Origin of the sequence: Psychromarinibacter sediminicola (assembly GCF_029168335.1) — a bacterium.
Taxonomy (GTDB): Bacteria; Pseudomonadota; Alphaproteobacteria; order Rhodobacterales; family Rhodobacteraceae; genus Psychromarinibacter; species Psychromarinibacter sediminicola.
Map to the genome: position 1 here is coordinate 1 of NZ_JARGYC010000023.1, position 14,748 is coordinate 14,748.

The 14,748-nt window shown below is 66.4% G+C and carries 12 protein-coding genes and 1 tRNA gene; 9 read left to right on the forward strand and 4 right to left on the reverse strand.

The window, feature by feature from the left end:
• Positions 1-532: transposase (locus tag P1J78_RS10430; RefSeq protein WP_275567289.1), on the forward strand; the 532-nt coding region annotated here is incomplete at its 5' end.
• 70 nt (positions 533-602) lie between these two features.
• Here the strand turns inward: P1J78_RS10430 and P1J78_RS10435 are convergent.
• Together P1J78_RS10435 and P1J78_RS10440 are read right to left on the reverse strand one after the other, a co-directional pair.
• Positions 603-1,787 (reverse strand): tyrosine-type recombinase/integrase, encoded by a 1,185-nt coding sequence (locus P1J78_RS10435; RefSeq protein ID WP_275567290.1) that lies wholly within the window; start codon positions 1,785-1,787, stop codon positions 603-605.
• Positions 1,788-1,950: 163 nt separating this feature from the next.
• A tRNA-Leu gene (locus P1J78_RS10440) sits at positions 1,951-2,037 on the reverse strand.
• A gap of 142 nt (positions 2,038-2,179) precedes the next feature.
• On the opposite strand from P1J78_RS10440, the gene P1J78_RS10445 reads away from it, so the two are divergent.
• Positions 2,180-3,160, forward strand: a complete 981-nt coding sequence (locus P1J78_RS10445) for a complex I NDUFA9 subunit family protein (RefSeq protein ID WP_275567291.1) — start codon at positions 2,180-2,182, stop codon at positions 3,158-3,160.
• A 20-nt stretch (positions 3,161-3,180) separates the two neighbouring features.
• Here P1J78_RS10445 and arsB read toward each other — a convergent pair whose 3' ends face one another.
• Together arsB and P1J78_RS10455 are read right to left on the reverse strand one after the other, a co-directional pair.
• Positions 3,181-4,188 (reverse strand): ACR3 family arsenite efflux transporter, encoded by a 1,008-nt coding sequence (gene arsB, locus P1J78_RS10450; protein WP_275567292.1) that lies wholly within the window; start codon positions 4,186-4,188, stop codon positions 3,181-3,183.
• A gap of 119 nt (positions 4,189-4,307) precedes the next feature.
• Positions 4,308-5,111 (reverse strand): undecaprenyl-diphosphate phosphatase, encoded by an 804-nt coding sequence (locus P1J78_RS10455; protein WP_275567293.1) that lies wholly within the window; start codon positions 5,109-5,111, stop codon positions 4,308-4,310.
• 221 nt (positions 5,112-5,332) lie between these two features.
• Between P1J78_RS10455 and P1J78_RS10460 the strand changes: the two genes are divergently transcribed.
• The 7 genes from P1J78_RS10460 to fzlA all read left to right on the forward strand — a co-directional run bounded on the left by P1J78_RS10460 (position 5,333) and on the right by fzlA (position 14,691).
• Positions 5,333-6,766, forward strand: a complete 1,434-nt coding sequence (locus P1J78_RS10460; RefSeq protein ID WP_275567294.1) for an NAD(P)-dependent oxidoreductase — start codon at positions 5,333-5,335, stop codon at positions 6,764-6,766.
• Between the two features lie 9 nt (positions 6,767-6,775).
• Positions 6,776-7,498 carry a hypothetical protein gene (locus P1J78_RS10465; protein WP_275567295.1) on the forward strand — a complete coding sequence of 241 codons (723 nt, stop codon included), beginning with the start codon at positions 6,776-6,778 and terminating at the stop codon, positions 7,496-7,498.
• 79 nt (positions 7,499-7,577) lie between these two features.
• Positions 7,578-8,018, forward strand: a complete 441-nt coding sequence (locus P1J78_RS10470) for a GFA family protein (protein WP_275567296.1) — start codon at positions 7,578-7,580, stop codon at positions 8,016-8,018.
• Position 8,019: 1 nt separating this feature from the next.
• Entirely contained in the window at positions 8,020-8,445 is a 426-nt protein-coding gene (locus P1J78_RS10475; RefSeq protein ID WP_275567297.1) for a GFA family protein, read from the forward strand.
• Positions 8,432-12,970 (forward strand): glutamate synthase large subunit, encoded by a 4,539-nt coding sequence (gltB, locus tag P1J78_RS10480; RefSeq protein ID WP_275567298.1) that lies wholly within the window; start codon positions 8,432-8,434, stop codon positions 12,968-12,970. Before P1J78_RS10475 ends, gltB begins: the two co-directional genes overlap by 14 nt.
• Before the next feature lie 292 nt (positions 12,971-13,262).
• Entirely contained in the window at positions 13,263-13,970 is a 708-nt protein-coding gene (gene mtgA / locus P1J78_RS10485) for a monofunctional biosynthetic peptidoglycan transglycosylase (protein WP_374213235.1), read from the forward strand.
• Positions 13,971-14,025: 55 nt separating this feature from the next.
• On the forward strand, positions 14,026-14,691 hold the full coding sequence (fzlA, locus tag P1J78_RS10490; RefSeq protein WP_275567299.1) for an FtsZ-binding protein FzlA: 666 nt from the start codon (positions 14,026-14,028) through the stop codon (positions 14,689-14,691).
• Positions 14,692-14,748: the final 57 nt, after the last annotated feature.

Here is a 14,748-nt window from a genome sequence, read left to right on the forward strand (position 1 = left end):
CGGAGGCATGGGGTTTTGGAAGGCCCTCGACGAGGTGTTCCCTGGCACGCGCCATCAAAGATGTTGGGTTCACAAGGCCGCAAACGTCCTGAACACGCTCCCGAAATCCATGCATCCGGCGGTGAAGGCCGACCTGCGCGAGATCTGGCAGGCCGAGACCCGCGCCGCGGCCGAAGCCGCCATGGACACCTTCGCCGAGAAATACGGGGCCAAGTACGAGAAGGCTGTCACCTGCCTGATGAAGGACCGCGAGGCCCTGCTGACCTTCTATGACTTCCCCGCCGAGCATTGGGATCACCTGCGCACGGGCAACCCGATCGAGAGCGTCTTTGCCACCGTCCGGCACCGAACCGTCCGAACCAAGGGCGCGCTCTCGCAGAAGACGGCGAGGCTGATGGTCTTCAAGCTGGTTCAGGCCGCCGCCAAAACATGGCGCCGCCTGAAGGGCGCGAACCAGTTGTCACGGGTCATCGAAGGCGTCACATTCACCGACGGCGTCGCCGCAAACGACACGGAAAACCGCGCCGCCTGATCAAGCCGCGTCACCCACAATCGGGCATAGCTCCCGGCAAACCCGGTGCGGTTCAACCTGGTTCTGTACCTCAAAGCGATCTGAACTGGTCGCATAGATCGGCCCAAACCTGCATCAATTCGACACGCTGATCCCAGTAGGTGGTGCGGTTGTATGTACGACGGATTACGTTCGTATCTTGATGGGCCAGCATGGCTTCGATCACGTCGGGATTGTGCTCTCTCGAATTCAGAATGGTGCTTGCAGTGACGCGGAAGCCATGGGCCGTCACCTCGTCGCCAGAATAGCCTAGCCGCCGCAGGACGGTGTTGAAGGCGTTCTCGGAGATCAGCTTTCTGTTCGAGATGAGTGACGGGAAAACGAGCTCGACATCATCGATTGCCGACCAGTTCTCCATGACGATGCTGAACGCTTGGCGCGACAGCGGGACCTTGTGCTCTCGACGCATTTTCATTCGTGTCGGTGGGATGGTCCATGTTCGAGCATCGAGGTCGAATTCATTCTTCCTAGCGCCGCGTGTCTCGCTGGGGCGCGTGCAAGTTAGAATTTGGAATTTCATGGCAGCTGGGATGACCGGCCACCCGGTATAGTCGTCCAAGCGGCGCAGTAGCTGACCGAATTCGTTCTCGTCGATAATCGCTGCCCGGCCTTTCACCTTGGGCGCCAATAGAGCGTCATTGAGCGCAGCCGACGGGTCAGCCGGTGCGCGCATTGTCACCATTGCCAATCGAAAAATCGCCGAGATGGTTGCCCGCAGCTTCTTGGCGGTCTCGCGTCGACCACTCCGCTCGATTGGTTTTAGGAGGTGAAGCAACTCGGCCGCAGTGATCTGATCGATCGGTCGGTTGTGGAGCGGTTTGGCAAGATCCTCGATGTGCCATCGCTTCTTGCGCAACGTCGCTGCCGCCAACCCCCGGTCGACCAGGCTTTCATAGTATTCGTCGGCAACCTCCTTGAAGGTCATGCGTGCCTTCACCTGCGCGTCAATCTGTTCGAGATGCTTCCGAACCGATGGGTCAATCCCATCTACAAGCAGCCTTTTCGCATCGTCGCGCTTTCGCCGGGCGTCTGCGAGAGAGACAGCAGGATACGGGCCTAGGCTTAGGAGCTTCTCTTTACCCATGTACCTGTAGCGAAACTGCCAAAGCTTCGAACCCGTGGGTTTGACGGCCAAATGAAGACCTAAACCGTCGGTCAGTCGGTAGGGCTTATCTTTTTGTTTTGCCTTGCGAATTTGAAGGTCGGATAGGTGCATTGCGGGTATCGAAACTCTGATTCGCCGAAATCGCGGGCCGATACCCGCATCGATACCCGCAAAATGATGCGATTATGTGGGTATCGACGTTCAGCTATGAGCAGGATAATGGCGCGAAAACCCTTGTTTTTCAAGGGTTTTGAGCTGCAAAGTTCTGGATGGATGGTGCCCAGGAGAGGACTCGAACCTCCACGTCCATACGGACACTAGCACCTGAAGCTAGCGCGTCTACCAATTCCGCCACCTGGGCCGGTGTGCGTGAGAGCGGCATTTATACACGCCCGACAAGGGTGTCAACGGCAGATCGACGGATGTGACGCGACGCGATGGCGGGTTGTTCTGAACCGCCGGCACGGCTAAGGAAAACCCCGGATGCAAGGCGGAGGCTGGCCATGTCGAAACTCGTCACCATCTTCGGAGGCTCGGGGTTCATCGGGCGCTATATCGCGCGACGACTCGCACGGAAGGGTTGGCGCGTCCGGGTGGCCTGCCGGCGGCCGGAGACGGCCGGCTTCGTGCGGACCTACGGCGTGGTCGGGCAGGTCGAGCCGATCTTCTGCAACATCCGCGACGACGACAGCGTGCGGGGCGCGCTGCATTCGGCGGATGCGGTCGTCAACTGCGTGGGCACGTTCGACGCGAAGGGCAAGAACAACTTCGACGCGATCCAGCACGAGGGCGCCGCGCGGATCGCCCGGCTCGCCAAGGAGCAGAGCGTGGCGCGGATGGTGCATATCTCGGCCATCGGCGCCGACGCCGAGAGCGAGAGCGGCTATGCCCGCACCAAGGCCGAGGGCGAGGCGGCGGTGCTGGAGCACATGCCGGACGCGGTGATCCTGCGGCCGTCGGTGGTGTTCGGTCCGGAGGACGCCTTTTTCAACCGCTTCGCCAAGATGACGCGGATCAGCCCGTTCCTGCCGCTCTTCGGGGCCGAGACGCGGTTCCAGCCGGTCTATGTGGACGACGTGGCGGCGGCGGCCGTGATGGGCGCCACGGGCCGGGCCGCGCCGGGCGTATACGAGCTGGGCGGGCCGGAAGCGGCCAGTTTCCGCGACCTGATGAAACAGATGCTGTCGGTGATCATGCGTCGCCGGCTGGTCATCGGCTTTCCGTTCTGGGTCGGGGCCATCGCCGGCTGGATGTCGGACCTGATGACCAGCGCCACGCTGGGCGTGATCTCGGGGCCGGTGACGGGCGACCAGATCAAGCAGCTGAAGGCGGACAACGTGGTCTCGGAGGACGCTCACGGCTTCGAGGCGCTGGGGATCAGCCCGACCTCGATGGATGCGATCCTGCCGGAATACCTCTGGGCCTACCGCCCGTCGGGGCAGTACGCCGCGATCAAGGACTCGGCGCGCGACCTGCGGACCTGACCCGTCCGGCCCCGCCCGCCTCACGCGAAGCGGCGGCGGCTCCGGTTGGCGAAGGCCACCAGCGACAGCATCACCGGCACCTCGACCAGCACGCCAACGACCGTCGCCAGCGCCGCGCCGGAGTTGAGGCCGAACAGGCTGACCGCCACGGCGACGGCGAGTTCGAAGAAGTTGGATGTGCCGATCAGCGCGCAGGGCGCCGCGATACGGTGCGGCAGACGCCACAGGTAGGCCGCCGCATAGGCGACGGCGAAGATGCCGTAGGACTGGATCAGGATCGGCACCGCGATCAGCGCGATCACCTGGGGCCGGTCGAGGATCACTTGCCCCTGCAGCCCGAACAGGATCATGACGGTGGCGATCAGGCCGATCACCGACCACGGCTTGACCCGCGCCTGGAAGGCCGCGATCCGCTCGGCACGGCCCAGTCGCAGGCGCGTCAGCACCCCCGCGCCCAGCGGCAGCGCGACGAACAGAACGACCGACAGCACCAGCGTTTCCCACGGGACCGAGATGTCGGTGACGCCGAGGAGAAAGGCCACGATGGGCGCGAAGGCGAAGACCAGCACCACGTCGTTCACCGAGACCTGCAACAGCGTGTAGCTCTCGTCGCCGCGCGTCAGCTGCGACCAGACGAAGACCATCGCCGTGCAGGGCGCGGCCCCCAGAAGGATGAGCCCCGCGATGTATTGCTGCGCGTCCGCGGGGGCGATGAGGTCGGCGAAGACCCCCTCGAAGAACAGGACGGCGAGCGCCGCCATCGTGAACGGCTTGATCAGCCAGTTGACCGCGAGCGTGATCGCCAGCCCCTTGGGCTGCCGCACCACCCGGCCCAGCGAGGCCGGGTCGACCCCGACCATCATCGGATAGACCATCGCCCAGATCAGCACGGCCACGACGAGGTTGACGCTGGCGACCTCCGCCGCCGCGATGGCCGAGATGAGCGCCGGCGCGACGCTGCCGATCGCGATGCCCGCGATCATCGCCAGGGCGACCCAAAGGGTCAGGTATCGCTCGAAAGCGCTCATGCGTGTCGGGCCTTCTGCTGTTCGAACTCGGACGTCCGGGTGGCGGACTTCCGATATGCCGGACTGTTGCCACGAACGGCGGGCGGTGCAAAGCCCGCCTGTGCGATGCCCCGGTTACCTCACCCGTAGGCGATCACCAGCAGCACGACCCCCAGGATCACCCGGTAGATCACGTAGGGCGTGAAGCTGACCGACTTCAGCAGGCGCATCATGAACCACAGGGCAAAGAGCGCCGCGACGAAGGCGAAGGCCGCGGCGATGGCGGCATCGCGGGCGGCCGCGGTATTCGCGGTCACGGCGACCTCGGCCCCCAGCAACAGGCCCGAGGCCAGGATCGTCGGAATCGACATCAGCATGGCGATCTTCGCCGCGCCCTTGCGCCCGTAGCCGAGATACCGCGCGCCGGTGATGCAGATGCCCGAGCGCGAGGTGCCGGGAATCAGCGCGACCGCCTGCCACAGGCCCAGAATTACGGCATGGGGGATGTTCCAGAACTCCGCCGGCATGTTGCGCGGCGCCCGCTGATCGGCCCAGTAGAGCAGCAGGCCGAAAAGCAGCATCGTCCAGCCGATCACCGCCGTCGAGCGCATCGCCGCATCGAGCCCGGTCAGCTTCAGGATCAGTCCGAAGATAAGCACCGGAATCGTCGCCAGAAGGAGACAGAGCGCCAGCCCGGCCCCGGCCGTGTCCATCTTGCCGCGCAGCAGGCGCGGAATGCCGGACAGGGCCAGCCGCACGTCGGGCCAGAAGTAAAGGACGACGGCGCCCAGCGTGCCGACATGGACCGCGACGTCGACGACCAGCCCCTGGTCCTGAAGGCCGGTCAGATTCGGAATCAGAATCAGGTGACCCGAGGAGGAAACCGGCAGAAACTCGGTAAGGCCCTGAATCAGCGCCACAAGCAAAAGATGAAGAAGGGGCATAGGATACCCGTAAATGATTCGGCCCGGATAAATTAACCGCCTGCGAGTCAATGAAAAGCCTGAAAGTAGGACATATATGCTGTCCTAAAATCTTGCATCGCGGCGCGGTCCGCTGCGGTGCGGCGGCGAGAAATGGAAAACCGGGTCAGCATATCTGACTTTATTTCCCGTCGCGCCTAATTTATAGGACAGCCAAGATCCTTCCCAGGAGGTTTGCCGAGATGGCCAAGCAGATGATGCTGAAGTTCGTGAGCGTCGACCGCGACATGCCCGAGAAGCGGGATGCCAACGTGCGCCGCACCGACTTTCACGAGATCTACGCCGAGTTCGCCCACGAGAAGGCCGCGCAGCAGGCCGGGCGCTGCAGCCAGTGCGGCGTGCCCTACTGCCAGACGCATTGCCCGCTGCACAACAACATCCCCGACTGGCTGAAGTTGACGGCCGAGGGGCGGCTACAGGAGGCCTACGAGGTCGCCCAGCAGACCAACACCTTCCCCGAGATCTGCGGCCGCATCTGCCCGCAGGACCGGCTGTGCGAGGGCAACTGCGTGATCGAGCAGTCGGGCCATGGCACCGTCACCATCGGCGCGGTGGAGAAATACATCACCGACACCGCCTTCGACATGGGCTGGGTCAAGCCGATCAAGCCGGCCGAAGACCGCGCCGAAAGCGTCGGCATCATCGGCGCCGGGCCCGGCGGGCTGGCGGCGGCCGATGCGCTGCGGCGCGCGGGCGTGCAGGTGACGGTCTACGACCGCTATGACCGCGCGGGCGGGCTGATGACCTATGGCATCCCCGGCTTCAAGCTGGAGAAAGAGGTCGTCATGAAGCGCATCACGCAGCTGGAGGACGGCGGGGTCGAGTTCGTCCTGAACTGCAACGTGGGCGAGGACATCTCCTTCGAGGCGATCCGCGGCAAGCACGACGCGGTGCTGATCGCCACGGGCGTCTACAAGTCGCGCGGGTTGCAGGCGCCGGGTGTCGGCGCGCAGGGTATCGTGCGGGCGATCGACTACCTGACCTGTTCCAACCGGATCAGCTTTGGCGACGAGGTCGAGGAGTACGACACGGGCGAGCTGAACGCCAAGGGCAAGCGCGTGGTCGTCATCGGCGGCGGCGATACCGCGATGGACTGCGTGCGCACCGCCGTGCGGCAGGGCGCCAAGAGCGTGAAATGTCTCTATCGCCGCGACAGGGACAACATGCCGGGCTCGCAGCGCGAGGTGGCAAACGCCGAGGAAGAGGGCGTGGAATTCGTCTGGCTGTCGGCGCCCAAGGGCTTTTCCGGCGACACGGTCGAGGGCGTGATGGTGCAGCGGATGCGCCTGGGCGCCCCGGATGCCAGCGGGCGGCAGAGCCCCGAGGTGATCGAGGGCGCGGATTACGTCGAGGACGCGGATCTGGTGATCATGGCGCTCGGCTTCGAGCCGGAGGACCTGCCCAAGCTGTGGGGCGCCGACGGGCTGGAGGTGACGCGCTGGGGCACGGTGCTGGCCGATTTCCGGACCCACGCGACCAGCATCGAGGGGGTCTATGCCGTGGGCGACATCGTGCGGGGCGCGAGCCTGGTGGTCTGGGCCATCCGCGACGGGCGCGAGGCGGCCGAGTCGATCCTGGAGTACCTGACCGCGCCGGCACAGGTCGCGGCGGAGTAAGGAGGCACGATGCGGCACGGGATGAACGGCGCATGGACGATGCGGGGCGGCGCGGTCGCCCTGCTGCTGTCCTGCACGCCCGTGTCGGCAGAGCCGGCATATCCGGACGGCTGCACGCCCGAGCTGACGGTGCAGAACATCGACTGCGAGGTCGATATCTACCTGGCCTGCGGCGACCGGGTGCGGGTGCAGAACTACGGGCCGGACGGGCCGGACACGGTGGAGGAGATGACCGCCGACTGGTCGCTGCTGTTCTCGATGGACACAAGCGGGCCGTCGGGGCTGGTGGTGCGCGACGGGCCGGCGGAGCCGCTGTCGCGCGACGCGCTGCTGGCCGAGGGGATCAGCCGGTTCTCCTACCCGGTGGATTTCTACCTGCAGCGGCCCGAGCCGGTGGCGACGCGCCTGACGGGGACGTTCCGGATGACCGGCGACGAAACCGAAATCGACGGCCATGTGCTGCAGCGGGTGGAAACGCGAATGACCGTCGATCTTCCGCCGCCCGCGGGACCGCTGGAGACGATCCAGACGGGATATTACAGCGAAGCGCTGGACGTGTTCATGGAAGGCCCCGGGTCGCTGCGGCTGGGCGACCGCGTCCAGCAGGTGACCAAGGGGCCGAAGCGGATCATCCTGCCGGGCGCGGACGGGTTCCTGTCGACGGTCCCGCTTTTCGGCTGCGTGGCCGACGAGGCGTTTCTGGCGCCGGGCAATGAGGAGCGGGCGGGATGAGCGCGGTGATGGAGCGTGTCGACCCGGTCGCCGTGGAGGCGGCCGCGCCGCTCGTGGTGCCACAGATGGAGGAACGGGCATGACCCAGCGTGACGGCGGCTGCCTGTGCGGCGCGGTGCGGTTCACCGCGCGGAACGTGCCCGAGACGGCCGGGATCTGCCATTGCGAAACCTGCCGCCGCTGGACCGGCACGGCGCTGGTCGGCGTGGGCCTGAAGGACACCGACGTGACCTGGAAGGGCGCGGCGCATATCCGCCGCCGCCAGACCAGCTCCTGGGCAGAGCGCGCATGGTGCGCCGAGTGCGGGTCCAACCTGTTCTTCCGGTTCACCGGCGACGGGGCCTATGCCGGCGAGATCGAGCTTCCGATCGGGATTTTCGACGATCCCAACGGGTTCCGGATCACCAACGAGATCTACATCGACCACAAGCCCGACAGCTATGCCTACGCCGGCGAGGACCGGCAGGTGCTGACCCGGGCGCAATGCGTCGAGAAGATGCCTTTGCTGGATGGGGAGTGACATGCGGGGACATTGCCTGTGCGGTGCAGTGCAGATCACGGTGACGGGGTCTCCGGGCGAGGTCTCGGCCTGCCATTGCGACATGTGCCGCCGCTGGACCGGCGCCGCGCAATGGGGCTTCGAGGTGCCCGCCGATGCCGTGACGGTGCGTGGGGACGTCGGCCGCTATCGCGCGTCGTCCTTCGCCGAGCGGGCGTTCTGCCCGACCTGCGGCACGCATCTGTGGCTGCGCGACGACGACGGCCCGTATGAATTCGTGCCGGGCCTGTTCGACGGGGCCCGGGACCTGCCGCTTGCAAGAGAAGTCTATGCCGACCGCGCCTTTGCCTGCGTGCCCCTGGCGGGCGAGCATCCGCGCGTGTCCCGGGAAGCCTACGAGCGGGACCACCCGCACGTGAACATGGAGGTACGACATGACCAAGTATGACGCCGAATGGATGGCCCGCGAGGACGCCAAGCGGGCCTTGATGGCCGAAACCGGTCTGTACCAGCCCGAAGACGAACGCGCCTCCTGCGGGGTCGGCCTCGTGGTTTCCATCGACGGCAAGCGCAGCCGCAAGGTGGTGGAGTCGGGCATCGACGCGCTGAAGGCGATCTGGCATCGCGGCGCGGTGGATGCCGACGGCAAGACCGGCGACGGCGCAGGGATTCACGTGCAGATCCCGGTTCCGTTCTTCTTCGAGCAGATCGAGCGGACTGGGCATTCCCCGCGCAAGGACCAGTATTTCGCCGTCGGCCAGGTGTTCCTGCCGCGCACCGACTTCGGCGCGCAGGAGACGTGCCGGACCATCGTCGAGACCGAAGTCCTGCGGATGGGCTACTACATCTACGGCTGGCGCCACGTGCCGGTGAATATCGGCGTGCTGGGCGAGAAGGCCAACGCCACGCGGCCGGAAATCGAGCAGATCCTGATCTCGAACTCCAAGGGTGTGGACGAGGAGACGTTCGAGCGCGAGCTCTACGTCATCCGCCGCCGGATCGAGAAGGCGGCGGCCGCGGCGCAGGTCGGCGGCCTGTATATCGCGTCGCTGTCCTGCCGGTCGATCATCTACAAGGGCATGATGCTGGCCGAGCAGGTGGCGGAATTCTATCCCGACCTGAAGGACGAACGCTTCGAGAGCGCCTTCGCGATCTATCACCAGCGGTATTCCACCAACACCTTCCCGCAGTGGTGGCTGGCCCAGCCGTTCCGGATGCTCGCCCATAACGGCGAGATCAACACGCTGAAGGGCAACACCAACTGGATGAAGAGCCACGAGATCCGGATGGCCTCGGCCGCCTTCGGGGACCTGGCCGAGGACATCAAGCCGATCATCGCCAACGGCTCGTCGGATTCGGCGGCGCTGGATTCGGTGTTCGAAGTGCTGGTCCGCGCCGGGCGCAACGCGCCGATGGCGAAGACGATGATGGTGCCCGAATCCTGGTCGAAACAGGCGGTGGAGCTGCCCGAGACCTGGCGCGACATGTATTCCTACTGCAACTCCGTGATGGAGCCGTGGGACGGGCCGGCGGCGCTGGCCATGACCGACGGGCGCTGGGTCTGCGCCGGGATGGACCGGAACGGCCTGCGCCCGATGCGCTATGTCGTCACCGGCGACGGGCTGGTGATCTGCGGGTCCGAGGCCGGGATGGTGCCGGTGGACGAATCCGGCGTGCAGGAGAAGGGCGCGCTGGGGCCCGGCCAGCTTCTGGCGGTGGACATGCGCGAAGGCAAGCTGTTCCACGACGCCGAGATCAAGGACGAGCTGGCCAACAGCCAGCCCTTCGGCGACTGGGTCGGCAAGATCAACGAGCTAGACACCGAGCTGGCCGGCGTCTCCGAGCGGGCGCTGTTCACCGGCGGCGAGCTGCGCAAGCGGCAGATCGCGGCGGGCTATTCGCTGGAAGAGCTGGAATCGATCCTGTCGCCCATGGTCGAAGACGGCAAGGAACTGGTCGCCTCGATGGGCGACGACACGCCGCTAGCCGTCCTGTCCGAGAAGTACCGGCCGTTGTCGCACTTCTTCAGGCAGAACTTCAGCCAGGTGACCAACCCGCCGATCGACTCGTTGCGCGAGTTCCGGGTGATGAGCCTGAAGACGCGGTTCGGCAACCTCAAGAACGTGCTGGACGAGGATTCTAGCCAGACCGAGATCGTGGTGCTGGACAGCCCCTTCATCGGCAACGCGCAGTTCGACCGGCTGGTCGAGCGGTTCAACGCGCCTATGGTCGAGATCGACTGCTCCTTCCCGCGCGACGCCGGGGCGGACGCGCTGCGCGACGGGCTGGCGCGCATCCGGGCCGAGGCGGAGGACGCCGTGCGCTCGGGCGCCGGGCATCTCGTGCTGACCGATCAGCACCAGGGGCCGGACAAGGTGCCGATGCCGATGATCCTGGCCACCAGCGCGGTGCATTCCTGGCTGACGCGCAAGGGTCTGCGCACCTTCTGCTCGCTGAACGTGCGCTCGGCCGAATGCATCGACCCGCATTACTTCGCCGTGCTGATCGGCTGCGGCGCGACGGTGGTGAACGCCTATCTCGCCGAGGACAGCATCGCCGACCGGATCGAGCGCGGCCTGTTCGACGTGTCGCTGAACGAGGCGGTGGCCAAGTTCCGCGCGGCGGTCGATGCGGGCCTGCTGAAGATCATGTCGAAGATGGGCATCTCGGTGGTCTCCTCCTATCGCGGCGGCCTCAATTTCGAGGCCGTGGGCCTGAGCCGCGCGATGGTGGCGGAGTATTTCCCCGGGATGCCGTCGCGGATCTCCGGCATCGGCGTGTCGGGCATCCAGAAGAAGCTTCTGGAGGTGCATCAGGCCGGCTGGCTGGGCGGGCGCGACGTGCTGCCCATCGGCGGCTTCTACAAGGCGCGGCGGTCGGGCGAAAGCCACGCCTGGGAAGCGCAGGCGATGCACATGATGCAGGCCGCCTGCAACCGGGCCTCCTATGAGCTGTGGAAGCAGTATTCGGCCAAGATGCGGGCGGCGAAACCGATCCACCTGCGCGACCTGATGGAGATCAAGCCGATGGGCCGGCCGATCCCGCTGGAAGAGGTGGAAAGCATCACCTCGATCCGCAAGCGGTTCGTCACGCCGGGGATGAGCCTCGGCGCGCTGTCGCCCGAGGCGCACAAGACGCTGAACGTCGCGATGAACCGGATCGGCGCCAAGTCGGATTCCGGCGAGGGCGGCGAGGATCGGGCGCATTTCCACCCCGAGCCCAACGGCGACAACCCGTCGGCCAAGATCAAGCAGGTGGCCTCGGGCCGGTTCGGCGTGACCGCCGAGTACCTCAACCAGTGCGAGGAACTGGAGATCAAGGTCGCCCAGGGCGCCAAGCCCGGCGAGGGCGGGCAGCTTCCGGGCATGAAGGTGACCAAGCTGATCGCGCGGCTCAGGCACTCGACGCCGGGCGTGACGCTGATCTCGCCGCCGCCGCACCACGACATCTACTCGATCGAGGACCTGGCGCAGCTGATCTACGACCTCAAGCAGATCAACCCGCGCGCCAAGGTGACGGTCAAGCTGGTGTCGTCGTCGGGCGTCGGCACCATCGCGGCCGGCGTGGCCAAGGCCAAGGCCGACGTCATCCTGATCTCGGGGCATAACGGCGGCACCGGCGCCTCGCCGGCCACCTCGATCAAGTATGCCGGCCTGCCGTGGGAGATGGGCCTGACCGAGGCGCACCAGGTGCTGGCGATGAACAACCTGCGCGAGCGGGTGACGCTGCGCACCGACGGCGGGCTGCGGACAGGCCGCGACATCGTGATGGCGGCGATGCTGGGGGCCGAGGAATACGGCATCGGCACCGCCGCGCTGATCGCGATGGGCTGCATCATGGTGCGCCAGTGCCAGTCCAACACCTGCCCCGTCGGTGTCTGCACCCAGGATCCGGCGCTGCGCGACAAGTTCACGGGCAACGCCGACAAGGTCGTCAACCTCATCACCTTCTACGCGCAGGAGGTGCGCGAGATCCTCGCCGAGATCGGCGCGCGGTCGCTCGACGAAGTGATCGGGCGGGCCGACCTACTGGGCCAGGTCAGCCGCGGCGCGTCGCATCTGGACGATCTGGACCTGAACCCGATGCTGATCACCGTCGACGGGGCCGAGCACATCCGCTACGACCGGCTGCGCCCGCGCAACGAGGTGCTGGACACGCTGGACGCCGAGATCGTCCAGGACGCCGCGCGCTTCCTGGAGGACGGCGAGAAGATGCAGCTGTCCTATGCCGTGCGGAACACCCACCGCACCATCGGCACGCGCACCTCCAGCCACATCGTCAAGCGCTTCGGCATGCATAACGACCTGCAGCCCGACCACCTGACGGTGAAGCTGTCGGGCTCGGCCGGCCAGTCGCTGGGCGCCTTCGCGGCGCCGGGGCTGAAGCTGGAGGTGTCGGGCGACGCCAACGACTATGTCGGCAAGGGGCTGTCGGGCGGCACCATCGTGGTGCGGCCGCCGATGTCCAGCCCGCTGAACGCTTCCGAGAACACGATCATCGGCAACACCGTGCTCTACGGCGCGACCGAAGGCTACCTGTTCGCCGCCGGCCGCGCGGGCGAACGGTTCGCGGTGCGCAACTCCGGCGCGCATGTGGTGGTCGAGGGCTGCGGCTCGAACGGCTGCGAGTACATGACCGGCGGGGTCGCGGTGATCCTCGGCACCGTCGGCGCCAATTTCGGCGCCGGGATGACCGGCGGCATGGCCTATCTGCACGACCCGGAGGGCACGGCGCAGGACTTCATGAACATGGAGACGCTGGTGACCTGCCCGGTGACGGTGGCGCATTGGGAGGCCGAGCTGAAGGGCCTGATCGAACGGCACGCGGCCGAGACGAACAGCGTCAAGGCACAGGACATCCTGCAGCACTGGGAGACCGAGAAGCACAACTTCCTGCAGGTCTGCCCGAAGGAGATGCTGGTCCACCTGTCGCACCCGCTGTCCGAGGAAGAAGGCGCGATCCCGGCGGAGTGACCCCTCCGGCCCGGCTTCAACCGCCCCGGTCAAACGGCCGGGGCGGTTTTTCGTCGGGGGGCCGCACCGGGTCGCGACAGGGCGGTGCCCCGTTTGCGCCGGTCCGGCACCCGTTTCCCCTGCCCGGTTGACGGAACGCATTGCCGCATCGTGAACTGGGGCCATATGCTGTGACGGAGCGAGGCCGGGGGGAGGCGGTGAGAGCAGTGCAGATGGAAGACGCCGGACCAGGCGGCGCGCGGGGCGCGTGCGCGCTTGACCGGGGATCGGCCGCGTGGTTTGGCTGCGCATCATGGGCAGGAAAGCAGATGAGACACGGCGCCGGTTCCGGCCGATCCGGTGGCTTCTGCGCTGGACGGCGCGGATGGCGGGGCTTGCCGTCATGCTGATCATCGCGGTCGTGGCGTTCTTCGCCGTCTTCAACCCGCCCTTCACGCCCTATATCCTGTCCGAGGGCCGCCGGCTGGGCGATATCCAGCGGGAATGGGTCGATATCGAGCGCATCGCGCCGGTGATGGGCCGGTCGGTCGTGGCCGCGGAAGACGCCAATTTCTGCCTGCACTGGGGCTTCGACGTCAGCGCCATCCGCGCCGCCATCGCCGACGGCGGCAACCGGGGCGCCTCGACCGTCAGCCAGCAGGTCGTCAAGAACGTCTTCCTGTGGCACGGCCGCTCCTGGCTGCGCAAGGCGCTGGAAGCCGCCATCACGCCGGTGATGGAGGCGATCTGGCCGAAGCGGCGGATCCTGGAGGTCTATATGAACATGGTGGAGTTCGACGAGGGCGTGTTCGGCGTGGAAGCGGCGGCGCAGCACTATTTCGGCGTGTCCGCCGCCGAGCTGACGGCGAGCCAGGCCGCGCGCCTCGCGGCGATCCTGCCCGACCCCAAGGGACGGTCGGCCTCGACCCCGTCGGCCTTCGTCACCCGGCGCGCCGCGTCGATCCGCGACGGGGCCGCGACGATCCGCGCAGACGGCCGCGCGGCCTGTTTCGAGAGTTGAACTCGCGCCGCCAAAACTGCATTGATGCCTGCAGTCCGTATTGGAATGCCCCCGCATGAACCGTTTGTTCCACGTTCCCCTGTCGCCCTTCTGCCGCAAGGTCCGCCTGTCGCTCGCCGAGAAACGGATCGAGGTGGAGCTGGTCGAGGAGCGATACTGGGAGCAGGAGCCGGACTTCCTGCGGCGCAACCCGGCCGGCAAGGTGCCGGTGCTGAAGATGGGCGGCAACACGCTCGCCGAGAGCGGACCGATCTGCGAATACATCGAGGAGGTGCATCCCGAACCGCCGCTGATGCCCCGCGAGCCGCTGGCGCGGCACGAGGTGCGGCGGCTGGTGATGTGGTTCGACGACAAGTTCCACCACGAGGTGACGTCCAAGCTGCTCTACGAGCGGGTGAACAAGAAGATCATGGGGATGGGCTATCCGGAGTCGAAGAACGTCAAGATGGGCGCCCAGAAGATCAAGTACCACCTGGACTACATGGGCTGGCTGCTGGATCAGCGGCGCTGGCTGGCGGGCGACGTGATGACCCTGGCCGACTTCGCCGCCGCGGCGCATCTGTCGTCGCTGGACTACATCTCGGACGTGGACTGGAACCGGAACGCCACGGTCAAGGACTGGTACGCGAAGATCAAGTCGCGGCCGGCGTTCCGGTCGATCCTCGCCGACCAGGTGCCGGGCTTCCCGCCGCCGCAGCATTATGCCGACCTGGATTTCTGAGCGGTCGGCGCCTTTGGGGGCGCTGCCCCCGTCCTTCGGACTCCCCCGGCGTATTTG